Here is a 23,427-nt window from a genome sequence, read left to right as displayed (position 1 = left end):
TCGCCGGGCTAGCCCGCCTTCAGCACGGACACCGGCGCGGGCGGCTCGCTGGTGGAGGCATCTAGGGTCTGCACGCACGCGCCCTCGGCGGCGAAGGCGTCCCGAAGCCAGGGGTGGCAGGTGAAGGCGATGACCTGCTGGTGCTCGGAGAGCCTCGCCAGCAGGTGGATGGCGCCTTGCGCCCGCTCCGGGTCGAAGTTCACCAGCACGTCGTCGACGATGAGCGGCAGCGCCCCGCGCGTCTCGCCGAAGTCGCGCACCACCGCCAGCCGGAACGCGAGGTAGAGCTGCTCGCGCGTCCCTCGGGAGAGCTGCGCCGCGCTCCAGTCGCGCTGGCCATCTCCCACGCGCAGCTCGCGCTCCTCCCCCGTGGGGATGAAGACGCGCTGGTAGCGGCCCTGGGTGAGCGCGGCGAAGTGCTCCGAGGCGAGCTGCACCACGCGCGGCTGCTGCTCCTCCTCGAAGCGGCGCCGGGCTCGGGCCAGCAGTGCCAGGGTCAGCCGGTCCGCCGCGTACTGCTTCGCCAGCTCGGCGGCCCGCGCGCGCAGCGACTCCTCGACGATGCGGAGCTTCGCCAGCGCGTCGTCGTTCTCCCACTGCTCCAACTGGTGGCTGAGGGCGCCGCGCTCCGTGAGCACCGCCTTCAGTCGCTCCTGGGCCCCCGCCTGTCTGTCGCGCAGGGACTCCAGCTCCACGCGCAGACCCTGCTCTCCGCCCACGTCGATGAGCGCCTGCCGCGCGGGCGTCTCCGACAAGCCCGTGCGCGCCTCGATGCGGTGTGACAGCTCCCGCGTCCGGCCCGTCAGCTCCACGTAGCGGCGTGCCTGGGCGGCGCGGCGGCGGAAGGTCTCCTCGTCGGCGCTGCCACCTTCGGCCAGCAGCGTCGCCAACGCCGCTTCCTCGTCGTGACACAGCCCGTCCAGCCGCGCCTTCTCCGCGCGCAGTTCGTGCCGCCGCTCCTCCAGCGTCCTGCGCTCCAGGCTCCGCGCGCGCTCCGCTTCCAGCGCCGTCGCCACCCGCGAGGCCAGGGGCTCCATCACGCCAGCATCCAGCTCGCGGGCCTCCGTCGCGCCCGGGAGGAGCTCCGCCACCACGGCCTCCGCCCACAGCCGTGACGTCACCAGGGCGCAGACCTGCGCGTCCACCGTGAGCGCGGCTTCCTCCGCGCCCACGTCCAGGAGCCGCTGGCGGAGCGCCGCAGTGTCCCGCCACAGCGTGAGTGCCGCGGACGCGGCCAGGGTGGAGGGGAAGCACCGCTCGGACAGCAGGGCCGTCAGCTCCGTGCCCAACTGCTCCTGCCTCGACTCCGCCTCGGCCACCGCGTCACTCGCGCGGTGCTCCTCTCGTCGCGCGGCGGCGTGCTCGGCGTGCAGGGTCTCCCGCTCCCGCTGGAGCTGTTCGCGCCGTCCCGCTCGCTCCAGCGCATCCGCCAGCACGGCTTCCCGTGCCGCCATGTCCGCCGCCGTCGCCACCAGGTTGAGTCCGGCCTCGGACGCCGCGGACAGCAGCTCGCGGTGCAGCAGTTCTTCCCGCGCGGACAGACCCATCAACGCCGCGCGCAGCCGCTCCTCTTCCTGTTGCCGCCAGTGCTGGCGCGCGCGTTGCGCCTCCACGTCCGCGTCGCGCGCGGCCTCAACTCGCCGCCGGGCCAGCTCCAGCACGCCCGTCAGCAGCAGTCCGCCCACGAGGCACAGCGCGCCCACCCCGTTGCCCGCCAGCAGCCACGCCGTCACCGCGAGGGCCACCACCATCGCCGCGACAGCCGGCACCCACCACGTGGGCAGCACCGCCGCCGTCATTTGTGGCTCGCCCTGGGTGCGGACGCTCTCGAATTGCCGGTGCAGCTCGGCGCGCTGCTCCGACAGGCGCTCCATCTCCGCGCGCACGGTGCGCAGCCGTCCCAGCCCCGCCTGCTGCTGGCGGATTCGAGACGTCCGCTCCTCCGGAAGCGTCGACACCTCCGCGTCCACCCGCGCCAGCGCCCCATCCAGCCGCTCACGCTCCGAGACCGCGCGGGCCCAGGCGCCCTCCGCCTCGCGATGCGCGACCTCGGCCGCTCCCAGCCGGAGCGCCAGCTCCTCCAGCGTCACGCGGACGCTCACGCTCAAGTCCAACGCCAGGAGGCCGGGCCCATCCACGGGCAGGCCCAGCTCGCGCAAGGCCAGCTCCACCTGCCGCTGCTTCTCCGCCAGGGCGGCCCGGCGCGAGGGCAGGGCGCGCAGCAGCGCGGCGCCCTCGGTGTACGCCCCCAGGGCCTGGCTCAGCGCCTCCTCGCGTCCACGGACCCCTGACGGCGCGGACAGCCGCTCCAGCCCGGCCTCCACCGTGGCCAGTCGCTCCGCCAGCCGGGCGCCTTCCGCGCGATGGTTCCTCCGCCGGTGCAGGCCCTCCTCGAGCCGCGACTCACCCGCCTCGGGGAAGGACTCCAGCGCGGGCAGCGTCGCCAGCTCGGCGCGCGTCTGCGCCAGCGCCGCCACGTCTCCGAGCGCCGCCTCCAGCCGCGTCAGCCGCTCCAGGCCGGTCCCCGTCTCCAGCAGGTCCGCTTCGAGCGTCCGCTGCTCCTCCTTCAGCGCGCCCAGCCGCTCCTTCTCCGCGAAGTAGCGCGCGGGCCGGTCTCCCTCCTGCCGCAGCCGGACCTGGACGTCCTCCAGGGCCTTCAGCGTCTCGTTCAGCGAAGGCTTCACGCCGTTGGGCTTGTAGATGCCCTCGGTGCTCTTGCGGAGCTGGTCCATGACCTCCGGCAACCGGCGCGCGCCGCGCATGCTGGCGGCCACCAGGGCCTCGGAGGCGCCTCGCTGTTCGGTGAGCCGCTCGAAGCCGGCCAGCTCATCCAGGCGGAAGGCGAACACGTCGAAGAACAGCTCGCGTGACACGTGGGCCAGCGCGCTCTCCAGCGACTCCTTCAAAAGCTCCTTCCCCTCCGCGTCGCGCACCGACAGCTCACCCTCCGACGAGCGCCGGCTCGCGATGCGGCGCACCCACAGCGGTCCCGCGTGGGTGGTCAGCGTCAGCTCGCCGCCGAACGCACCGCCGTGGGCCGGCTCGTAGCGCTCCGGCTGCCCGCGCTTCTCGAAGCCGAACAGCATGCTGCGCAGGAAGGCCAGCAGCGTGCTCTTCCCCGCCTCGTTGGGCCCGTAAAGCAGGTGCAGCCCCGGCCCCAGGTCGCGCGTGAGACCGGAGAAGCGGCCGAAGCCGAGCACGCGCAACGCGTCGATGCGCAGCCCCGGCTTCATGACGTCTCCTCCTCGTGCAGCGACTCCACGCCGTGCAGCCCCGCCTGCGCCACCCACTCCGCGCGGGGCGCCTCCAGCGCGTCCACGCCCAGCCGCTTCAGCCGCTGGCTCAGCGCGCCCAGGGTCTCTTCTTCCCACAGCCGCGCCAGCGCCTCCGGGTCCTCGGTGAGGAAGCCCACCTCGTCCAGCAGCGTGCGCGCGAAGCCGCCCGCCGCGCACACCGCCTCCAGGTCCACCTCCGGCCGGCTGCTGTCCCGCAGCGACTCCAGCAGCACCGGCGGGTGGCTCCTCGCGAGCTGCTCGCGCAGGTCCACTTCCAGTTGTACCAGCGCGCCGGGGCGGGCCAGCTCGCGGTGCAGCGGACCTCTTCCGGTGAGGGTGAGGCGCACCGCGTGCCCGTCCAGCTCGGGCGCGCAGCGCGCCTCCACGCCCTCCATCGCCGTGGCCAGCAGGCCGTCCAACGTGCTGACGCCGGTCAGCGGCACCTCCAGCTTGTGCCAGCGCACGCCGTCCACCGGGATGAAGCGCCGCCGCATGCCGCCGTCCTCCACCTCCACCAGCATGCAGCCGCGCGGGCCGGTCTCGTTCGCGTGCCGGCCCTGCGGATTGCCGGGGTACACCGCGACGCCGCCGCCGGGGAGCAGGTGCTCGGCGCGCGTGTGGACGTGGCCCAGCGCCCAGTAGTCCAGCCCGCGCGACCCCAGCCCCGCGGTGGTGCAGGGCGCGTAGTTGGCGTGGCCCTCCACGCCGCCCAGGTTGGCGTGCAGCAGGCCCACGCTGAAGCCGTCCCCGGTGCGGCGGAAGCGCGCGGAGAGGTCGTCACGCACCTCCACGTCTGGATAGGAGATGCCTTGCACTCGGCACAGGCGCCGGCCCTCGCGCTTCACCTCCACGTCTTCCCAGTCCGGGCCGAACACCTTCACCGACGGCGGGAGCCCCAGCGCGCCGGTGTCTCCGCTCAGCGGGTCATGGTTGCCGTGGACGATGAAGGTGGAGATGCCCGCCGCGTCCAGGCGGCCCAGCTCGCGCCGCAGCGCCAGCCGCGCGCGCACCGAGCGGTCCTTCACGTCGAAGAGGTCTCCGGCGAGCAGCAGGAAGGCCACCCGCTCTCGCAGGCACACCTCCGTGATGCGCGTGAGCGCGCGGAACGTCGAATCCTGGAAGCGCCCCAGGAGCGGCCCCTGGGTCGCGACGCCTCGGAAAGGCGTGTCCAGGTGCAGGTCGGCGGCATGAACGAACTTGAAGGGCATGGCGCGCCGCACAACGTACCCGATGCGGGCGGGTGACCCGACATTCCAGCCCGGACGCACGGTCGCTGGCCGACAGCGACCTCGCCCTTTGCGCCCGGGTGGCGTCGACTCGCCGCCAGAACGGGTGTGACGGGGAGGACAGAGCCGAAGGTCCGGAGCGAATCCTCCTGGCTCGGCGTGGCGGACCCGCCAGGTCGCTCCGCGCAAGGGCCTGGATGCGGCGCGGGGCCCGGAGCATCCCGGACCCCGCGGGTTGCTTGCTCGCGGCGTGTCGCGGGCAGGCGGGCTACTGCTGGCCTTCGGGGCTGTGCGTCTCCGTATCCATGGGGCGGTCGTCTTCCATCCTCCCAGAGCCACCGGTGCCGGCGTCGTAGCCGTCTTCCATCATCCCGGAGCCGCCCGTCCCCGCGTCCATGCCCTGCATCTCCTGGCCGGTGCCGCCCATGTCGTCCATGGGGCGCGGCGCGGTGTCCTGGCCGCTGCCGCCCGTGCCCTCCATGCCCGGGGTGGTCGTCGTCCCTTGCTGGTCACGGTTCTGTTCCCTGCAGCCCGTGACGGACATCGCCACCGCCACCGCGCCGAGCACCATCCACCGATTGAAAGCCTGCATCGCGTTTCCTCCCTGAGTAGCGACTGGCCCAAGGCTGGAGGCGACCTGCGCGTGTTTCACCCCGCCCTCTCGACCGTTGCGCATGTCCGCCCAGGCCTCGGCCGGCCGGCCAGGGGCCCGCCGCACTCGGTCCTGCGGTCCGCGCCGGAGACGGCGCCAGTCCTCAGTCCACGCGGCGGAGCACGAGCAGCCCGTACTCCAGGCCGCCATCCATCAACGCCTGCTGCAGGCGCAGGTGCGCGCGGCTGGATTCGCCGCGGCCTGCCTGAGCGAGCGCACGCAGGGGATGCTGGGCGGGGTGTGCCGAAGCGCGCTCATGGACCATCAATTCCAGCGTCAGTGACCAGAAGCCCACCACGCGCGAGGACACGTCGTCGCGCACCTCCAGCTCCAACCCCGCGGCGTGCGCGGCGGACAGGTATTCGTCGAGCGAGCCGATGCGCGTGCGCCAATACCGGTCGAAGCCGGGGGCCAGCTCCGGACGGCGGAGGAAGCAGTCGGCGATGGCCAGCACCCCCCCGGGCTTCAGCAGCGTCCGCGTGCGGCGGAACCATTCGGCGCGCGGCAGGTAGCAGGCGCTCTCCACCGCCACCACCGCGTCGAAGGCCGTGCGGCCCGGCACGCAGAGGGCGTCACAGAGGATGGGGCGCACGTGCGCGCTCACGCCCGCGGCCTCCGCGAAGCCGCGCACCAGCGCGACATGCGAGGGCACGTTCGTCACCGCCGTCACGCGCGCCTGGTGCTCGGTGGCCCAGTACAGCGCGCCGCCACCCAGGCCACAGCCGACGTCCAGCACCTCGCCGCCGTCCGGGAAGCGGCCCACGGCGCGCGCCAGCTCCACCAACAGCGCTTCCTGCGCGGAGTGGACCGTGTCGCGCAGCACCCCCGAGGCCGCGCCGGGCGGCGGCACCACGTCCACCAGCCCGGAGTGATAGTGCACGCGCGGGCCGGGCCCGTAGCGCTGGAGCAGCCGCTCCGTCTTCGCCTCGTAGTACGCGCTCACCTCGTCGCGTCTCCACTCGTCGGATGGCACGGCTTCGGCGCTCATGACTCCCCCTCTGGCAGCATCGGTTCGATGCGGCGCAGCGCCGCGTCCAGGCAGCGCAGGTCCTGTTGGCGCAGCGCCTGCGCGGCGGCGCGCGCCCACTCCACCACCGCGTGACGGTCTGCTTCGGGCATGCGGGTGAAGCGCACGTCCCGCGTGCGGATGTCCTCCGCAACGTGCGCGGCCACGCCCAGCGCCCGGCCCGCCGCCGCCGCGCGCGGCTCCAGCACCGTGCCCGCCCACAACACGCGCAGGTACGCGGCCCACTGCTGGCCGGCGATGCCCTCCGCGACCTGACGGAACAGCGGCGCCGACCATTCGCTGGCGCGCACCTCCAGCGCCTGCGGGCCGGCGGCCACCGCCAGGGTGCGGGCCGCTTCCTCCAACACCGGGCCCGGCAGCTGCGCCTGCGCGCCGCACAGCGTGGCGAAGGCCAGGTTCTGGAGGATGAACTGCACGCACGGCCCCACGCGGATGGGCGGGTCGTGGTACGTGCACTCACCGTCGATGAGGTCGTCGGCGAGGTTGCCCGCGCTGAAGCTGAGGAAGAGCCCGGCGCCGCGCGCCAGCAGGGCCTCGCGCGGCAGCCCGGCCTCCGCGCCCGCCTCGTAGAAGAGGGACAGGGGGCCCGGCTGCGCCGCCTCCAGCGCCGCGAGCACGTCCCGCTCCGACACCTCCGGCAAGCCCAGCCGGCGCAGCGCGCGCAGCGACTCCTGGTACAGGGCTCCGCCGCTCATCGGTACTCCCTGGGGAGGACCATGCGGAGCACGGCGCCGCCCCCGTCCGCGTTCTGCCGGTGCAGCATGCCGCCGCTGGCGCGCAGCAGGCACTCGCTGGTGTAGAGGCCCAGGCCCGTCGCGTGGGGCTTGCTGGTGTACAGCGCCTCGGCGGGGCGGCTGAGCTGGCCGGGCGGGAAGCCGGGGCCGTCATCCGTGATGGTGACCTCCAGGCGCCCGCTGAGCGGCTCCACGCGCGCGTGGATGTGGACCCGCGCCGCGCCTTCCTCGCCGTTTCCCTCACAGGCGTTGAGCACCAGGTTCTCCACCACGCGGCGCAGCGTGGGCGCGCCGCCGCGCATCAGGGCGAGCAGGGGGGGAGAGGGCTGCTCCACCTCCACCTGGATGTCCACGTCCGGGAAGCGCAGGCCCACGCTGGCCTGCACCGAGTCCAGCACCGGCGTCAGCTCCACGGGCTCCGGCTCCATGCCGGCATGGCGCCGCCCCTTGTTGCGGGCGTCCATCATCATGTCCCGTATCTGCGTCAGGTTGTCGTTGAGCTGCCGGAGCAGGTCGTCGAACTCGGTGCGGCCGGGGCCCGGGCGGTGCGCGCCCACCACGGCCAGCATGTCCGCCGCGCTGCCCGCCGCCATGAGCGCGTTGTCGATGTCGTGGTGGTAGCCCAGGATTTCCGACAGCGCCTGCGACAGGCGGCCCACGTCGCGCTCCTGCTGCTCCAGCAGCTGCGCGTGCACGGCGGCGCGCAGGCGCTCAGCGTCCGCGCGCGCCCGGTCATGCTGCACGGCGAAGGTCCCCAGGTAGAGCTGGGCGGTGAGCGCGGCGGGACCGATGACGCCGAAGAGGGCCAAGTGCTCGTCGCTCCCGTGCAGGGGCAAGGCCAGCGCCAGGGCCAGCAGGGTCCCCAAGGCGAGGAAGGGCTGGCGCGGCGTCACCCGGTGCAGGCGGCCATGGAAGGCGGTGGCGAAGAGGAACAGCGAGGCCAGGACGGCGGCCCCTGGCGGCGCCGACAGCGCCATCAGCGCGGCCACGAAGAAGTGCATCGCCGCCACGCTGAAGATGAGCCACACCCAGCCCCAGGGCTCGATGCGGCGGCGTCGTCGGTGGGCGAGCGAGAACAGGACGCCGCTGGCCAACATGGGCACGGCGCACAGCAGCGCCGTGCCGAAGTGGATGCCGAAGAAGCTCCGCGCGCCCGGGGCCCAGGCCGTCATGGCCAGCAGGCTCGGCACGAAGGCACAGAGGGCGAGCCACGCGCCCAGGCCCGAGGCGGCCAGCACCTCCGCGGCATCCTGGGCGCGCGTCCACCGCCGGAACGAGGACAGGAGGGCCTGTCGTCCGGCGGAGCGCGGGCTCATACGGTGGCGGACAGGAGGTCACCCGCCGTACCCAGGCTGGAGGACTCCTCGGTGGCGCGTTCGGCCCGGAGGTTCAGCTCGTTGACGAGGTCCGCGTTGCCGCGCTGGAGCAGCTGCACCGACACCTCGCCGCCCGCGAGCAGGTGATGGAGGGCCTCCAGGATGGGCCGCAGCGCGGGGTTGAGCGCGCGCGCACCCAGCGGGCCCTCCACCGCGCCCAGCTCATTGCAGCGCGCCAGGTAGTCTGACAGCGCGCTGTCACGGGCGGTGTCTCCGTGCGAGCCATCGTGCGCTGGCCTGACGACACGGCTTCGAGGCCGGGGTGTCGCGGGCGCGCCCGTGCGGGCATCCCAGCGCGGTGGGCATTCCCGTCGCGTGCGAAGTGGATGGATTCGGATTTCGCGGACTCTTGGCGTCATGCTGGCTCCCCCCGGGGCCTGGCACCGTCGTTTCACCTCGAAGCAAAGCGAAGGCCCCCACGCGCCGTCAAACTCCCGGCCAGGCGAGTGTTGTCCAGCGTCTTCTCCTCACCCTTCGGGGCCGCCCGGTGGTACGGGATGGCCAGCGGGCGCGGTGGAAGAGGTGCGCGGAATGTCTCGAGTCTTGACGAAGCCGGGGCCAGTCACCGTGGCGGTCCTGACGTTGCTCGTCGCGATGGCCTCCATCCAGGCGGGCGCGTCGCTGGCCAAGCAGGTCTTTCCCATGGTGGGCGCGGCGGGGGCCACGGCGCTCCGTGTGTTCTTCGCGGCGCTCATCCTGGCGGCGGTGTTCCGGCCCTGGCGGAAGCGGCTCACCCGCGCGGACTTGCAGGCCGTGGCCATCTACGGCGCGGCGCTGGGCGGGATGAACCTGACCTTCTACCTGGCGCTGGAGCGCATCCCGCTGGGCATCGCCGTCGCCATCGAGTTCACCGGGCCGCTCGCCCTGGCCATCTTCTCCACGCGCCGGGCGCTCGACTTCGTGTGGGCGCTGCTGGCCGTGGCCGGCATCCTGCTGATTCTTCCACTGTCGGAGACGTCGGGGGCGCTGGACTGGGTGGGGGTCTTCTGGGCGCTGGTGGCCGCCACCTGCTGGGCGCTGTACATCCTCTTCGGTCAGCGGGCCGGAGGCGCCGTCCACGGCGGCACGGCGGCGTCGCTGGGCATGCTCACCGCGGCGCTGCTGGTCATGCCCTTCGGGGTGGCGCACGCGGGCATGAAGCTGCTGGACGTGTCGCTGCTGCCGGTCATCCTCTGCGTGGCCGTGCTGTCGAGCGCGCTGCCGTACTCGCTGGAGATGTATGCCCTCAAGGTGCTCCCCACGCGCACGTTCGGCATCCTGATGAGCCTGGAGCCGGCGCTGGCGGCGGTGTCCGGGCTGCTGCTGCTGAAGGAGCGGCTGTCGCTGGTGCAGTGGGCGGCCATCGGCTGCATCATCCTGGCGTCCGTGGGCAGCTCCGCGACGTCGCGCAGGCCCGCTGAGGCCGCCGCGGCCACGAGCTGACCGGAAGGGCCCGGCGACCCCGTTCTCCGGGGGTGGGCCTGTCTTCGGGCTCGCAATGGGGCCCGGCGCCGGGCTAGACGACGGCCTCATGCGTGACCGAATCCAGGCCGTGCTCCGCCAGCTTGCCCAGACGCCCGACATGGAGGCGCGCTGGCTCCACACCCTGTCCCTGATGGAGTTCATCGGCGCGCGGAAGATTTCGCGCACCGTGGCGGACCGGCACCCGTCGCTGGAGGTGCTGGGGCACCTGGCCGACGAGACGCGCCACGCCTTCGCCTTCAAGCGCCTGTCGGCCGAGGTCGCCGGCGCGGAAATCACCGCGTTCCTCTGCCCGGAGGCGGCGGGCCGCTACTTCCAGGCGCTGGACCACGAGCTGGCCACCTGGGCGTCGTCCTTCACGGGCGCGCCGGACGTCTACCTGCATTACCTGCTCACGACGACGGCCATCGAGCGTCGCGCCATGGTGCTGTACCCGCTCTACAAGGCCGCGACCCGCCAGCCGGCCGTGCGCGAGGAGCTGGGGCGCGTCGTCACCGAGGAGCAGAGCCACCGGCGCACCATCGAGGACGCGTGCGTCGCGCGCCTCACCGCCGTGGGCGCCACGCTGGACGCCGCGCTGGCGCTGGAAGAGCGGCTCTTCGAGGCCTTCATCGGTGAGCTGGAGGCCACCGTGGCGCGGACGCAGCAAGGGTGACTACAGCGCGTCGTCTTCGCCCCCGGGCGCGCCCGTGCCATGGGCGCCCGACAGGACGAGCGTGCCGTCCATCAGCTCCGCGCGCAGGTTGCGGGCCTTGCGCGCCCGCTTGCGGCTGAGCTCCACGCCCACCGAGTCCAGCCCCAGGGCGTTGGCCACGGCCAGCACCGTGCCGTGGCCACAGAAGGGGTCCACCACCGTGCGCGTGCGCGTGTGCTCGAGGATGAAGCGGCACGCGATGAGGCACGCCTCCACGCCCATGCCGCGCGTCCACGTCACCTCGCCCGCTTCGGGCAGGACGTCCGGCGTGGACTTCGCCATGTCCGCGCGGACGCCGCGCGAGAAGCACAGCATGTGGGAGTATGCGGGCCGGCCGAACGTCACCGTCCCAGGCGGCCGTCGGCACACCACCTTGTGCCAGAGCAGGTCGACGCCCGCCTCCTCGGCGGCGCGAGACACCAGGTAGCCCTTGTCCACCCAGGTGCCCGCTTCCTTCACGTCCGTCTGGTAGAAGATGGCCACGCCTTCGGGCGGCACGCGCGCGAGGATGAGCGCCGCCGCCCGGATGAACCAGGCCTTCCACTCCGCCAGCGACAGGGACGGGAACTCGGACCCGTCCGGCAGGGACGCGATGGCCGAGCTGCCCTCCAGCACCGGCCGCGCCTCCAGCCACACGAGTGCGTCTTCGCAGTACACCGTGCGCTTCGCTGCGCCCGTGGCGCCTGCCTGTTCGTCCGCCATGTGGCCAGGGAGTCTGCCAGAGCCGCGCGCACTCCGCGTCAGGCTGGAAAACACGCCGAAACCGTGGCTTGCTTGCGCTTCCCTAGATTTCTACAATCCTGTTTTATCTCGTTGTGAAGGAGAGATGGAATGCCCACGACTTCAGCGAAAGACGGGACTTCGCTCCACTACCGCGTCGTGGGTGAAGGTCCGCGCACGGTCATCCTGGTCCATGGCTGGATGGTGTCCGGCGCTGTCTGGGACGCGCTGGTGGAGCGCCTGGACCTGGCGGGGCTGCGGCTGGTGATTCCGGACATGCGGGGCTCCGGCCAGTCGGGCCGGCCGGCCGGGGGCTTCAGCCTGGAGTCGCTGGCGAACGACGTGCTGGCCGTGGCGGACGCCGTGGACGCGCGGCGCTTCACGCTGGTGGGGCACAGCATGGGCGGCCAGCTGGTGAAGTGGGTGGCCGCGGAGGTGCCGGCGCGCGTGGAGGGGCTGGTGCTCCTCAACACGGTGCCCGCCGCGGGGCTGCCGCTGCCTCCGGATGCGGCGGGGCTGTTCCGCACGTCTGCGGAGAGCCTCGAGAAGAAGCAGGCCATCCTCGGGCTCGCGTGCAAGCAGCTGTCGCCGGAGGCGCTGGAGGCGTTGGTGAAGGACTCGATGGGCGTCAGCTCGGCGGCCATCGAGCACGTCTTCGACGCGTGGACGGCGGGTGGCTTCGCCGACAAGCTGACCTCGATTGCGGCGCCCACGCTGGTGCTGGCCACGGACGATGCCTTCCTGCCGGCTGCCTTCCTGCGGGAGGCGGTGGTGTCGAAGATTCGCGGCGCGCGCCTGTCGTACCTGCCCGGCCCCGGCCACTACCCCCAGGTGGAGCGCCCGGCGGAGACGGCGGCGCTGGTGTCCGCCTTCCTCGCCGGCTCCCTGCCGGCCTGAGCGCGGCGCTTCGAGGAGGCAGCACGATGGCCTGGAACATGTCCTTCGAGTACGACGCGCAGAACGACGTCGTCACCGCGTACTTCACCGACTGTCTCCTGATGAATGAGGCGGACGTCCTTCGCTGGCGGAAGGAAGTCGAGGACCACCTCTCCAAGTACCCGTCCAAGGTGGACCTCCTCATCAACCTGGACGGGCTGGTGGTGAAGTTCACCGCTGGCCGCGTCTTCGGCAAGGAGCGCCGCGACGTGCTGGAGCGCTACACGCACCGCTCGTACCGCTTCGGTGGGGACGAGATGACGCGCATGTTCGTGCTCACCAGCGGCGCCATCAACGGCGCGGCCGTCAACCACTACGCGACCCGCGACGAGGCGCTGGCCGCGCTCCAGGCCGAGCGCGAGGCGCTGCGCAAGCGGGGCTTCTCTCCCTTCAGCGGTGGCTTCGTCGGCAGCAAGGTCTGAGCCTCGCGGCCAGGGACGAGGGCCGTCGAAGCGGCCCCCGTCCGCCTGCTTCATGAGCAGTGCGTCTGAACACAGTTCCCGTCGCAGTCGTAGACGCATTGGACGGATGACCGGCAGGTCACCCGCCACACGGCATCGGGGTCCTGGCACGTGCCGTTGCTCCCCGCCCGCAGGCAGCCCCGCGTCTCGAGTGACTGGGAGTAGTAGTACGTTCCTTCATGGCACATCGCGGGATAGACGGTGCCAATGCCGCACCATCCGGACCGATAGGCATACTCGCTTTCGGCGGAGGTGTAGAGGGTCTTCCGGCCATAGGTCCCCGCCCGAGGGTCGCAGCCGCGGGTGCACGTGGTTTGATTGACGTAGATGCCATTGCAGAAGTCGGCGCATGCCGAGGAGCAACCCCACTCCGTCGCCTGCCAGCCGCTCGGGCAAGGACCACCACACTGCGAGAACGTCTCGGTGTTGGGGGCGCAGGTGACCTGATTGTAGGAGTAGGCGCTGCTGCACGAGCCGCCACAGGCGGCCGGATTGCAGGTCTGGCTCGTCACATGATGCCCCGCGGGGCAGGTGGTGCCACAGAGGGTCAACTCCTGCGCGGCTTCGCCAGACTCGAGCTCGGTTCCAGACGCTGGAGATGCTTCGTCCGTCTGGATGTTGCATCCCCCGAGTACAAGCACGCCGCAGAGCGCGGTGGTCAGGGCCGAAAGTCTCATCATTCCTTGCATGGTCGAATTCCTCTCGCTTGGAGGGTAGGAATGGCGGCTCAGGCGCGCTCAGCAGTCTGTCTTCACGCACGCGCCTTCGCAGTCATAGACACAGTCGATGCGCGACCGGCAGTTCACTTCCCAGATGGCGTCTGGGTCGCCGCAGGAGCCATTGCTCCCCACGGTGTGACAGAAGAAGCCCGCGAGCAGGCGGGAGTAGTAGTACGAGCCGTCGACGCAGACGTCGGTGGGCAGTGAGGTGCACCAGCCCTCGTAGTTGGCATACGCGTCGTAGTAACGGAAGTCGGCCTCCATGTCCCCGTGCGTTCCTTCCCGGGAATCACAGATGGGCGCGCACGTCGTCGCGTTGCTGTAATAGGGCGCGAGGCAGAACGGACCACACTCCGGCTTGCAACTGCTCCCAATGGGCTGGAAGTCATTGGGGCAGGTGTAGCCACACATGGTGAAGGTGCCAGTGTTGACTCCGCAGGTGACCTGATTGCCCCAGGGACCGCAGGTGCCGCCACATTCCGGGGCGCAGCTCCAGCCGCGCGTGTGCCAGCCGCGCGGAGGGCACTCGTAGCCACACTGGGTCATGGTGTCGCTGAGCCCAGCGGCCTGTTCGTCGACCTCCTGCGCCTGGGGGGCCTCCGCGGTTCGCGCGTCGCAGCCGGCCAGGATGAGGACGCCGCAAAGGGATGCCATCAGGAGTGCGTGCGCTCGCGGCTGGCTCATGGACCTGTCTCCTTGCGGGGTATTCTCTTGGTGTTGTCTATAAAATACCATGAGTGAATGTCTGACATCCACCTGGCTGTCGTGGGAGGGGAGGGGGAGCGCAGGGGGGCCTCACACGCCCGCGAACCACTCGTAGCCGCGGTCTTCCCAGTAGCCGCCGGTGGGCTCGGGAAGGAAGTTTACCTCGGTGAGGTACTTCACCATCTTGTAGCCCAGCTTCACGCCCGAATAGAGGCGCAGGGGCGCGCCGTGTCCGGGCGTCAGCGGCTGACCGTTCATGCCGTAGGCCAGAATCGTCTGCGGATGGAAGGCGCTGGGCCGGTCCCAGGACGAATAATAGCCCGCGTCGAACGAGCGCAGCTCCACGTAGCCCGCTCGGGTGTCAGCGCCCGCGTATCGGGCCAGCTCGCTCAGGCGCACGCCATGCCAGGACGCCACCGCGCTCCAGCCCTCCACGCAGTGATGGCGGATGCGCAGGTCGGTGCGAGGCAGGCGCTGGAGGTCGTCCAGCGTCAGCACGCCGGGCCGCGCCACCATTCCGCCCACCTGGAGCGCCCAGCCCGTGGGCGCGAGCGGCACCGTGTCGGAGACGAAGTACTCGGGGAACTTCCCTGGGGGCGTCGTCTCCTCGGGAGGCAGCTCCGGCGCCAGCCGGCGTTCATCGAACAACGCGGCCTGTGCGCGCGCGTTGAAGCGCTCCATGACGCCCAGGAAGCCCTCGCGAGGGCGGCTGCTGTCACACGCGCTGACGGTGAGGGCGGTGGTGCCCAGCAGTGCCGTGCGCCGCGTGAGGAGGTGGCTAGGCATCCGGCTTCCTTCCGCCCGTCACCATCTCCACCAGGCTTCGCGGGTGGAGCAGCACCAGCGCGATGTGGCCCACGGTGAAGAGGGCGAGCAGCACCAGGATGATGAGGTGGACGGCGCGCGCCGCGTCGTAGCCACCCAGCAGCGAGGTGAGCGCGCCGAGCTGCACGGGCTTGTAGAGGGCCAGTCCGGAGAGCACCGCGAGCAGGCCCAGCGCCAGCGTGCCCGTGTACGCCAGCCGCTGGAGTCCGTTGTAGAGCCCCTGCGCGGGGGCGTGCTTGCGCACGCGCAGGTAGAAGGCGAGCGTGTCCAGGGCGTTGCGCGCGTCGCGGCGGGGCAGGAAGAGGCGGCGGCGCCACTCACCACTGAGGGCGAGGTAGAGCACGTACGCCACGCCGTTGAGCGTGAGGAACCAGGCGAAGGCGAAGTGCCAGTGACGGGCGCCGGCCAGCCAGCTCCCCAGCCGCATCCATTCGGGCGGAGTGATGCCCTGGAAGGGATACCCGCCGTAGGGACGGCCCTGCGGCCCGAGCATGGGATAGGCGACCCAAATCTGGAGGCCGCTGGCCGCCATGATGAGCAGCAGCGGCACGTTGAGCCAGTGGGTGACTCGGATGAGCCACGGCTGGGGCCTGCGTCGTTCAGGGGCTTGCACGCGCGCGGAAGAAAGCACCCGGCGTCACGCGGCGTGGGCGCGGTGTGGCTCGCGTTGATGGGCAGCCGTCATTCAGGGCTGGTGCCATGCGCCCGTGCGTCGCGCGGAGGACGAGCCCCTGGCCCCGGGGGGCACCCGGCCAACCGGGCCGGGCTTTCAGCTCGCACGAAACCTTCAGGCTGTTTCGTGCAAGGTGCAACCCAGGGCAGGAAGTCCGGGGCCCAACCCCCTGGAATGACAGGGGCACCGTGGGCGCTGGCCGGGCACGGCGGGTGCTCTTGGGGAGGGCACGACCATGCTCGCATCCCCACTGTCGTCCCTGCTGTCCTCCCTGTTGTTGTCCCAGGCTCTCGCGCCGGAGCCGTCCCCGGATGCCGAACCCCCGGGCCTGTTGTCCCGCCTGACGGTGGAGGGCGGGGTGGACGTGTATTACGCGCGCAACTTCAACCGCCCCTCTGACGGGGCCAGCTTCCTCCCTGGCACGGGCACCACCGCGAAGCGCGACAACGAGGTCTCCATCAACCTCGCCTCGCTGGGCGTGTCGCTGGCCGCCGCGCCCGTGGGCTTCAAGGTGTTGCTGGGCTTCGGCACCGGCATCGAGGTGCTGCACCAGGCCGAGCCAGAGGGCGCCGCGATTGGCCCCGGAGCGTGGCGCCATCTCCAGCAGGCCACGGTGTCGTATGTGACGGGCCCGCTGACGCTGGAGGCGGGCGTCTATCCCAGCCACATCGGCCTGGAGTCGTTCCAGTCGCAGCTCAACTGGACCTACACGCGCTCGTGGATGGGTGAGCTGTCGCCCTACTACCAGTCCGGCCTCAAGGGTACCTGGGCCTTCAATGATGCGTGGAGCGCGCAGCTCCATGTGCTCAATGGCTGGCAGACGATGGGTGAGAACAACCGCGGCAAGGCGCTGGGCACCCAGGTGGCCTACGCGGGGCACCGGCTGTCCGCCGCCTTCAACACCTTCGTGGGGGAGGAAGGTGACGGCGGCCTCCGCCTCTTCGCGGACGCCGTGGCCACCTGGACGGTGACGCGGGCCTTCTCACTGGCGGCCACCGCCGACGTGGGCCGGCAGGCGCGTTCCGGACAGGACGCGGCCCCGTGGTACGCGGCGGGCCTCAACGCGCGCGTCCAGCTCGCGGAGCCGGTGGCCCTGGCGGCCCGCGTGGAGGCGTACCGAGACCTGGACGGTGTCATCTCCGGTGCGTCGCAGACGCTGGCGGGCGGCACGCTCACCCTGGAGGTGAAGCCCGCCGAACACCTGGTCCTCAAGCTGGAGGCGCGCCACGACACCTCCACCGCGGACGTCTTCACCGCACGCGCCACCGGAGTGGATGGCGCGCCCACGTTCGAGGACTCCGAGACGCTCGCCGTGCTCGGCGCCGTCGCCTGGTTCTGAACGGGAGCCCCACGCCATGGACCTCGTGCTCGTCCTCGTCACCACCGCTTTCTTCGCGCTCGCGTGGGCCTACGTCCACGGCTGCGAGCGCCTGTGAGGTCTTTCCCGATGACCTTCGAATACGCCGCTGGCGCCGTCCTGTCCGTGCTGCTCGGCGCCTACCTCCTCTATGCGCTGCTCCGTCCGGAGCGCTTCTAGGCCCCCGCCATGTCCTTCATCGGTTGGTCGCAAATCCTGCTGTTCTTCGCCCTGGTCCTGGCGGTGACGAAGCCGCTGGGCGCCTACCTCTTTCGCGTCCTCGAAGGCGACGCGCGCCCGCTGGCCCGCGTGCTGGGGCCCGTGGAGCGCCTGCTGCTGCGCCTGTGTGGCGCGGCGGACCGGCGCGAACAGACGTGGGTGGCCTACGCGAGCTCGCTGCTGGCGTTCAGTCTCTTCTCCGTCCTCATCGTCTACGGCCTCCAGCGCGCGCAGCACCTGTTGCCGCTCAATCCACAGGGGATGACGGCGGTGGGGCCGGAGCTGGCGTTCAACACCGCCGCCAGCTTCACCACCAACACCAACTGGCAGGCGTACGGCGGGGAGTCCTCGCTCAGCTACTTCACGCAGATGGTGGGCCTGGCGTGGCAGAACTTCGTCTCCGCCACCGCGGGCATCGGCGTGGCCCTGGCGCTGGCGCGCGGCTTCACCCGCCGGCCCGGCCCGGAAGGACAGAGGACGCTGGGAAACTTCTGGGTGGATGTGATGAACGCCACCCTCTACGTGTTGCTGCCGCTGTGTCTGCTCTACGCGCTCTTCCTGGTGTCGCAGGGCGTGCTCCAGAGCTTCGCGCCCTACCTGCGGCTGACGACGCTGGAGGGCGCGAGCCAGACGCTGGCGCAGGGGCCGGTGGCCTCGCAGGAGGCCATCAAGATGCTGGGCACCAACGGCGGCGGGTTCTTCAACGCCAACAGCGCCCACCCCTTCGAGAACCCCACGCCCTTCACCAACCTGGTGCAGATGGTGTCCATCTTCTCCATCCCCGCGGCCCTCACGTACACCTACGGGAAGATGGCGGGTGACACCCGGCAGGGCTGGGCCCTGCTCGCGGCGATGTCCGTGCTCTTCCTCGCGGGCGTGGCGGCGGTGTACGCGGCGGAGGCCCAGGGCAACCCCGCCATCGCCGCCGCCGGGCAGGTGGCGCAGGCGGGGAACATGGAGGGCAAGGAGACGCGCTTTGGCATCACCGCCTCCGCGCTCTTCGCCGCCGTCACCACCGCGGCCTCGTGCGGCGCGGTGATTGCCATGCACGACAGCTTCACGCCCCTGGGCGGCCTGGTGCCCCTGGTCAACATGCAGCTGGGGGAGGTCGTCTTCGGCGGCGTGGGCGCGGGCCTCTACGGCATCCTCGTCATGGTGATGCTCAGCGTCTTCATCGCAGGGCTGATGGTGGGCCGCACGCCCGAATATCTCGGCAAGAAAATCGAGGCGCGGGAGATGAAGCTCGCCATGTTGTACGTGCTCATCTTTCCGCTCTTCACGCTGGGCTTCAGCGGGCTGGCGGCGGTGCTGCCGCAGGGCGTGTCCTCGCTCAACAACGCGGGGCCGCACGGCCTGTCGGAAATCCTCTATGCGTACACCAGCGGCACGGCGAACAACGGCAGCGCCTTCGCGGGCCTCAACGCCAACACGCCCTTCTGGAACATCACCCTGGCCATGGCGATGCTCGGCGGGCGCTTCCTGGTGATGGTGCCCGCGCTGGCCATCGCCGGCTCCATGGTGGGCAAGAAGGTGGCGCCAGCGGGCCCGGGCACCTTCCCCACGCACGGCGTGCTCTTCACCGGTCTGCTGGTGAGCGTGATTGTCATCGTCGGCGCGCTCACGTTCTTCCCCGCCCTCTCCCTGAGTCCCATCGTCGAGCACTTCCTCGCCGGGGCCGGAAAGGTCTACTGAGATGTCCTCCCCTGCTTCGAAGCCGGCGTCGCTGCTGGACGCCTCGCTGCTCAAACCCGCGCTGGTGGACAGCCTGCGCAAGCTCCACCCGCGCGACGTGGCGCGCAACCCCGTCATGTTCGTGGTGTGGGCCGGGAGCCTGCTCACCACGGTGCTGGTGGTGAAGGACCTGGTGGCGCCGCGCCCGGAGGCCGCGCCGCTGGGCTTCACCGTGCAGGTCACGGTGTGGCTGTGGTTCACCGTGCTCTTCGCCAACTTCGCGGAGGCCATGGCGGAGGGGCGCGGCAAGGCCCAGGCCGGCGCCCTGCGGAAGCTGCGCAAGGACACCCCCGCGCGCCGCTGGAAGGACGGTCGCGAGGAGCGCGTGCCCGCGCCGGACCTGCGCAAGGGCGACGAGGTGATTTGCGAGGCCGGAGACCTCATCCCCGGCGATGGCGAGGTGGTGGAGGGCATCGCCAGCGTGGACGAGTCCGCGGTGACGGGCGAGTCCGCCCCCGTCATCCGTGAGTCGGGCGGCGACCGCTCGGCGGTGACGGGGGGCACGAAGGTGCTCTCCGACCGCATCCGCGTGCGCATCTCCGCCAACCCCGGCGAGTCCTTCCTGGACCGGATGATTGGCCTGGTGGAAGGCGCGGCCCGGCAGAAGACGCCCAACGAGGTGGCGCTCCACATCCTGCTGGTGGGGCTCACCCTCATCTTCCTGCTGGCGTGCGTGACGCTGGTGCCGCTGGCGCTCTATTCGGGCGCGCCGCTGTCGGGCGCGGCGGTGGTGGCGCTGCTGGTGTGCCTCATCCCCACGACGATTGGCGGCCTGCTGAGCGCCATTGGCATCGCGGGCATGGACCGGCTGCTGCGCAAGAACGTGCTGGCCATGAGCGGACGCGCGGTGGAGGCGGCGGGTGACGTGGACACGCTGCTGCTCGACAAGACGGGGACCATCACCCTGGGCAACCGCATGGCCACGGAGCTGCTCCCCATGCCGGGCGTGCGGATGGAGGAGCTGGCGGAGGCCTCGCAGCTCGCCAGCCTCGCGGACGAGACGCCGGAGGGGCGCTCCATCGTCACGTTGGTGAAGGACACGTACAAGATGCGCCCGCGCGAGCTCCAGGCGCACCACGCCACCTTCGTGCCCTTCACCGCGCAGACCCGCATGAGCGGCTGCGACCTGGTGGACCCGCACCCGCGCGGCATCCGCAAGGGCGCGGTGGACGCCATCGTCGCGCATGTGAAGTCCCAGGGTGGCGCGGTGCCGGATGAGCTGACCCAGGTGTCTGGCCGCATCGGTGACGCGGGCGGCACGCCGCTGGCGGTGGCGGACGGCGCGCGGCTGCTGGGCATCATCCACCTGAAGGACGTGGTGAAGGGCGGCATCAAGGAGCGCTTCGACCGCTTCCGCGCCATGGGCATCCGCACGGTGATGATTACGGGTGACAACCCGCGCACCGCGGCGGCGATTGCCCGCGAGGCGGGCGTGGATGACTTCCTGGCCGAGGCCACCCCCGAGGCCAAGCTGGCCCTCATCCGCACCGAGCAGGGCCGAGGCAAGTTGGTGGCCATGACGGGCGACGGCACCAACGACGCCCCCGCGCTGGCGCAGGCGGACGTGGGCGTGGCGATGAACACCGGCACCCAGGCGGCGAAGGAGGCCGGCAACATGGTGGACCTGGACTCCAACCCCACCAAGCTGCTGGAGGTGGTGGAGGTGGGCAAGCAGCTGCTGATGACGCGCGGCACGCTGACGACCTTCTCCATCGCCAACGACGTGGCGAAGTACTTCGCCATCCTCCCGGCGCTCTTCATGGGCGTCTTTCCCCAGATTGCTCCGCTCAACGTGATGGGGCTGGCCTCGCCGTTCAGCGCGGTGCTGTCGGCCGTCATCTTCAACGCGCTCATCATCATCCTGCTCATCCCCCTGGCGCTGAAGGGCGTCCGTTACCGCCCGCTGGGCGCGGAGGCCCTGCTGCGGCGCAGCCTGCTCTTGTACGGCGTGGGCGGCGTCATCGCCCCCTTCGTGGGCATCAAGGTCATCGACGTGCTGCTCGGCGCCGTGGGCCTGGCGTGAAAGGACTCATCCCCATGTTCTCCACACTCCTCACGGCCCTGCGCGCATGCGTCGTCACGCTGGTGCTCACGGGCCTGCTGTACCCGCTGGCCGTCACCGGGCTGGCGCAGCTCCTCTTTCCGGGGGAGGCCAACGGCTCGCTGGTGAAGGACGACCGGGGCCGGGTGGTGGGCAGCGCGCTCATCGGGCAGGGCTTCACCCGGGCGGGGTACTTCCATCCGCGTCCCTCCGCCGCTGGCGCGGGCTACGACGGCGCGGCGTCCTCGGGCAGCAACCTGGGGCCCACGTCGCTGAAGCTGAAGGAACGCGCGGCGGCCGAGCTGGAGCGCCTGCGCCGGGAGAATCCGGAGGCCCCGGGGCCCGTGCCCGCCGAGCTGGTGACGACGTCCGCGTCTGGACTGGACCCGCACCTGTCGCCGGAGGCGGCGCGCTGGCAGGCGGCGCGGGTGGCGCGGGCTCGGGGGGTGGCGCCGGAGCGGGTGCTGGCCGTGGTGGACGCGCAGGTGGAGGGGCGGACGCTCGGTGTACTGGGCGAGCCGCGCGTCAACGTCCTGCTGTTGAACCTGGCGCTGGACCGGCGCTTCGGCCCGGCGCCGGGGGTGGGGGACGGCGGGCCGCGGCCGGGCCGTGGCCCGCCCTGAACACCGCTGCGTGCAGGCGCGCATTCACCACGTGAGCTTCGCCGGGCGCGAGGGCATCCTCCGCCGGCGTCCCACCGGATGGGGAGAGGATGACGATGACGCGGCGCTCACGCGCGGAGGACTTCCTGGAGCTGGTGGAGCGGGGCCGGCGCGGCCGGCTCAAGCTCTACATCGGCTTCGCGGCCGGAGTGGGGAAGACGTACCGGATGCTGGAGGAGGCGCATGCGCTGAAGCGGCGCGGTGTGGACGTGGTGCTGGGCTTCGTCGAAGCGCACGGCCGCGCGGACACGCAGGCGCTGGTGGAGGGCCTGGAGGTGGTGCCGCGCAAGCAGTACACCTACCGCGACGTCACCGTGGAGGAGATGGACCTGGACGCGGTGCTCGCGCGCAAGCCGCAGGTGGCGGTGGTGGACGAGCTGGCCCACACCAACCTGCCGGTGTGCCGTCACCGCAAGCGCTACCAGGACGTGCAGGCGTTGCTGGAGGCGGGCATCAACGTCATCGGGGCCTTCAACGTCCAGCACCTGGAGAGCCTCAATGATTTGGTGGGGCGCGCCACCGGCGTCACCGTGCGCGAGACGCTGCCCGACAGCTTCCTCAAGGCCGCCGACCAGGTGGTGAACCTGGACCTGGCGGTGGAGGACCTGCACGAGCGGCTCCGGGCAGGGAAGATCTACGCGGACGACAAGGTGCCCCAGGCGCTGGAGCGCTTCTTCAATGCGGAGAACCTGGCCACGCTGCGCGAGCTGGCGCTGCGGGAGGTGGCGGAGAGCCTGGACCGCGCCACCGCGAGGCCAGCGCCGCGTGAAGGGGACGAGGGCTCGCAGCGGAGCGCGGCGTGGGGCCGGGTGTTGGTGGCGCTGTCCAGCCATCCCCCGCACGCGGCGACGCTGCTGCGCCGGGGCTCGCGGATGGCGGGGCGGCTGAACACGGACTGGTTCGTCGTGTACGTGGAGACGCCGCGCGAGGCGCCGCACCTCATCGACTCGGAGGCGCAGCGGCACCTGCTGACGAACATCGAGAAGGCGAAGGAGCTGGGCGCGGAGGTGGTGCGCCTGCGGACCCGGGACCCGGTGGAGGGACTCCTGGACTTCGCGCGCTCGCACGGGGTGGGGCACATCATCGTCGGCCGCTCGCATCAGCCGTGGTGGAAGCAGCGGCTGGGGCGCTCGGTGGACGTGCGGTTGGTGCGCGAGGGCCGGGGCTTCGACATCCACGTGGTGGCCTTCGAGCCGCGGGAGGAGGGACGCCGCCCATGACGCTGCGAGCCCGGTTGTTGCTGGCCCAGGCACCCCTGGCCCTGGCGCTGTTGCTGGTGGGCGTGGTGGCCGTGGGGACGTTGTCCCGGCTGGGGCGCGCTGGGCCGCGGGTGCTTCAGGACAACTACCGCAGCGTGCTGGCCGCGCAGGAGATGATGGCGCAGCTGGAGCGCATGGACAGCGGGGCGCTCTTCATCATCGCGGGCGAGCGGCAGCGCGGGCTGGCGCAGCAGGCGGCGCAGCGCGAGCGCGTGGAGTCGCGGCTGCGGGTGCAGGAGGGCAACGTCACCGAGCCCGCCGAGGACGCGGCGACGCTCCGGCTGCGCCTGGCCTGGCGGCGTTACCTGGAACGCTATGAGGGGTTCCTCGCCCAGCCGTCGCAGGAGGGCGCGCGGGCGGCGTACTTCGGTGGGCTCGAGCCGGCCTTCCAGACGGTGATGGGCGCGGCCCGGGCCATCCTGGACCTGAACCAGGACGCCATGGTGCGCAAGAGCGAGGCGTTGCAGCGGCAGAGCGCGCGGGTGAACACGGTGATGGTGACGGCGGTGCTGGTGGCCTTCGTGGTGGGGGTGCTCGCCTCGCAGTCGCTGACGCACCGGGCGCTCCGGCCGGTGTCGGTGTTGTCGCAGGCAGTGCGGCGCCTGGGCGAAGGCGACTACGCGGCGCGCGCGGTGGTGGAGGGGCGGGACGAAATCTGTCTCTTATACACCTCT

At 71.5% G+C, this 23,427-nt stretch carries 23 protein-coding genes; 11 read left to right on the top strand and 12 right to left on the bottom strand.

Translation table 11 applies throughout. The features are described 5' to 3' along the window. Positions 1 to 8: 8 nt before the first annotated feature. The 7 genes from HV826_RS37860 to HV826_RS37165 form a co-directional block, all read right to left on the bottom strand. Positions 9 to 3,233, bottom strand: a complete 3,225-nt coding sequence (locus HV826_RS37860) for an AAA family ATPase (RefSeq protein WP_176417618.1) — start codon at positions 3,231 to 3,233, stop codon at positions 9 to 11. Then, entirely contained in the window at positions 3,230 to 4,483 is a 1,254-nt protein-coding gene (locus HV826_RS14590; protein WP_176417617.1) for a DNA repair exonuclease, read from the bottom strand. The genes HV826_RS37860 and HV826_RS14590 overlap by 4 nt, the downstream gene beginning before the upstream one ends. A gap of 286 nt (positions 4,484 to 4,769) precedes the next feature. Then, positions 4,770 to 5,093, bottom strand: a complete 324-nt coding sequence (locus tag HV826_RS14585) for a hypothetical protein (RefSeq protein ID WP_176417616.1) — start codon at positions 5,091 to 5,093, stop codon at positions 4,770 to 4,772. Between the two features lie 163 nt (positions 5,094 to 5,256). Further along, a complete protein-coding gene (locus HV826_RS14580; RefSeq protein WP_176417615.1) occupies positions 5,257 to 6,141 on the bottom strand; it encodes a cyclopropane-fatty-acyl-phospholipid synthase family protein in 885 nt (294 codons plus the stop codon). Further along, positions 6,138 to 6,875, bottom strand: a complete 738-nt coding sequence (locus HV826_RS14575) for a hypothetical protein (protein WP_176417614.1) — start codon at positions 6,873 to 6,875, stop codon at positions 6,138 to 6,140. Before HV826_RS14575 ends, HV826_RS14580 begins: the two co-directional genes overlap by 4 nt. After that, positions 6,872 to 8,230, bottom strand: coding sequence for a sensor histidine kinase KdpD (locus tag HV826_RS14570; RefSeq protein WP_176417613.1), 1,359 nt, complete (start codon positions 8,228 to 8,230; stop codon positions 6,872 to 6,874). The genes HV826_RS14575 and HV826_RS14570 overlap by 4 nt, the downstream gene beginning before the upstream one ends. Next, a complete protein-coding gene (locus HV826_RS37165; protein ID WP_255217221.1) occupies positions 8,227 to 8,649 on the bottom strand; it encodes a hypothetical protein in 423 nt (140 codons plus the stop codon). Before HV826_RS37165 ends, HV826_RS14570 begins: the two co-directional genes overlap by 4 nt. Positions 8,650 to 8,821: 172 nt before the next feature. On the opposite strand from HV826_RS37165, the gene HV826_RS14560 reads away from it, so the two are divergent. Both HV826_RS14560 and HV826_RS14555 read left to right on the top strand, forming a co-directional pair. Further along, a complete protein-coding gene (locus HV826_RS14560) occupies positions 8,822 to 9,712 on the top strand; it encodes an EamA family transporter (protein ID WP_176417612.1) in 891 nt (296 codons plus the stop codon). An 88-nt stretch (positions 9,713 to 9,800) separates the two neighbouring features. Continuing rightward, the gene (locus HV826_RS14555; protein ID WP_176417611.1) at positions 9,801 to 10,406 is read left to right on the top strand and encodes a hypothetical protein; all 606 of its coding nucleotides are present in this window, start codon (positions 9,801 to 9,803) and stop codon (positions 10,404 to 10,406) included. On the opposite strand, the gene HV826_RS14550 is transcribed toward HV826_RS14555, so the two are convergent. Next, positions 10,407 to 11,147 (bottom strand): DNA methyltransferase, encoded by a 741-nt coding sequence (locus HV826_RS14550; protein WP_176417610.1) that lies wholly within the window; start codon positions 11,145 to 11,147, stop codon positions 10,407 to 10,409. Between the two features lie 129 nt (positions 11,148 to 11,276). Here HV826_RS14550 and HV826_RS14545 point away from each other — a divergent pair, with 129 nt between their 5' ends. Together HV826_RS14545 and HV826_RS14540 are read left to right on the top strand one after the other, a co-directional pair. Next, the gene (locus tag HV826_RS14545) at positions 11,277 to 12,062 is read left to right on the top strand and encodes an alpha/beta fold hydrolase (RefSeq protein WP_176417609.1); all 786 of its coding nucleotides are present in this window, start codon (positions 11,277 to 11,279) and stop codon (positions 12,060 to 12,062) included. A gap of 26 nt (positions 12,063 to 12,088) precedes the next feature. Next, on the top strand, positions 12,089 to 12,523 hold the full coding sequence (locus HV826_RS14540) for a hypothetical protein (RefSeq protein WP_176417608.1): 435 nt from the start codon (positions 12,089 to 12,091) through the stop codon (positions 12,521 to 12,523). A 50-nt stretch (positions 12,524 to 12,573) separates the two neighbouring features. On the opposite strand, the gene HV826_RS36695 is transcribed toward HV826_RS14540, so the two are convergent. The 4 genes from HV826_RS36695 to HV826_RS14525 all read right to left on the bottom strand — a co-directional run bounded on the left by HV826_RS36695 (position 12,574) and on the right by HV826_RS14525 (position 15,424). Further along, entirely contained in the window at positions 12,574 to 13,251 is a 678-nt protein-coding gene (locus tag HV826_RS36695; protein ID WP_217918629.1) for a hypothetical protein, read from the bottom strand. 48 nt (positions 13,252 to 13,299) lie between these two features. Then, entirely contained in the window at positions 13,300 to 13,965 is a 666-nt protein-coding gene (locus tag HV826_RS14535) for a hypothetical protein (protein WP_176417607.1), read from the bottom strand. Positions 13,966 to 14,076: 111 nt separating this feature from the next. Next, positions 14,077 to 14,772: a molybdopterin-dependent oxidoreductase gene (locus HV826_RS14530; protein ID WP_176417606.1), complete on the bottom strand. Its 696-nt coding sequence runs from the start codon at positions 14,770 to 14,772 to the stop codon at positions 14,077 to 14,079. Then, the gene (locus tag HV826_RS14525; protein WP_368670922.1) at positions 14,765 to 15,424 is read right to left on the bottom strand and encodes a cytochrome b/b6 domain-containing protein; all 660 of its coding nucleotides are present in this window, start codon (positions 15,422 to 15,424) and stop codon (positions 14,765 to 14,767) included. Before HV826_RS14525 ends, HV826_RS14530 begins: the two co-directional genes overlap by 8 nt. A 295-nt stretch (positions 15,425 to 15,719) precedes the next feature. Between HV826_RS14525 and HV826_RS14520 the strand changes: the two genes are divergently transcribed. The 7 genes from HV826_RS14520 to HV826_RS14490 form a co-directional block, all read left to right on the top strand. Further along, positions 15,720 to 16,823 carry an outer membrane beta-barrel protein gene (locus tag HV826_RS14520; RefSeq protein WP_176417604.1) on the top strand — a complete coding sequence of 368 codons (1,104 nt, stop codon included), beginning with the start codon at positions 15,720 to 15,722 and terminating at the stop codon, positions 16,821 to 16,823. Between the two features lie 108 nt (positions 16,824 to 16,931). Continuing rightward, positions 16,932 to 17,021 carry a K(+)-transporting ATPase subunit F gene (gene kdpF, locus HV826_RS14515; RefSeq protein ID WP_163778980.1) on the top strand — a complete coding sequence of 30 codons (90 nt, stop codon included), beginning with the start codon at positions 16,932 to 16,934 and terminating at the stop codon, positions 17,019 to 17,021. A gap of 9 nt (positions 17,022 to 17,030) precedes the next feature. After that, positions 17,031 to 18,752: a potassium-transporting ATPase subunit KdpA gene (gene kdpA, locus HV826_RS14510; RefSeq protein WP_176417603.1), complete on the top strand. Its 1,722-nt coding sequence runs from the start codon at positions 17,031 to 17,033 to the stop codon at positions 18,750 to 18,752. A gap of 1 nt (position 18,753) precedes the next feature. Then, complete coding sequence (gene kdpB / locus HV826_RS14505) at positions 18,754 to 20,814, top strand: potassium-transporting ATPase subunit KdpB (RefSeq protein WP_176417602.1); 2,061 nt, start codon at positions 18,754 to 18,756, stop codon at positions 20,812 to 20,814. Positions 20,815 to 20,828: 14 nt separating this feature from the next. Beyond that, positions 20,829 to 21,455, top strand: a complete 627-nt coding sequence (gene kdpC, locus HV826_RS14500) for a potassium-transporting ATPase subunit KdpC (RefSeq protein ID WP_176417601.1) — start codon at positions 20,829 to 20,831, stop codon at positions 21,453 to 21,455. A gap of 89 nt (positions 21,456 to 21,544) precedes the next feature. Next, positions 21,545 to 22,714: a sensor protein KdpD gene (locus HV826_RS14495; RefSeq protein ID WP_176417600.1), complete on the top strand. Its 1,170-nt coding sequence runs from the start codon at positions 21,545 to 21,547 to the stop codon at positions 22,712 to 22,714. After that, positions 22,711 to 23,427: methyl-accepting chemotaxis protein (locus tag HV826_RS14490; RefSeq protein ID WP_176417599.1), on the top strand; the 717-nt coding region annotated here is incomplete at its 3' end. The genes HV826_RS14495 and HV826_RS14490, both read left to right, overlap by 4 nt.

It is taken from the genome of Myxococcus sp. AM010 (genome assembly GCF_013372585.1).
Lineage (GTDB): Bacteria > Myxococcota > Myxococcia > Myxococcales > Myxococcaceae > Myxococcus > Myxococcus vastator.
The sequence above is the reverse complement of the archived record's forward strand: the minus strand, read 5'-3'. Positions and strand labels throughout refer to the sequence as shown.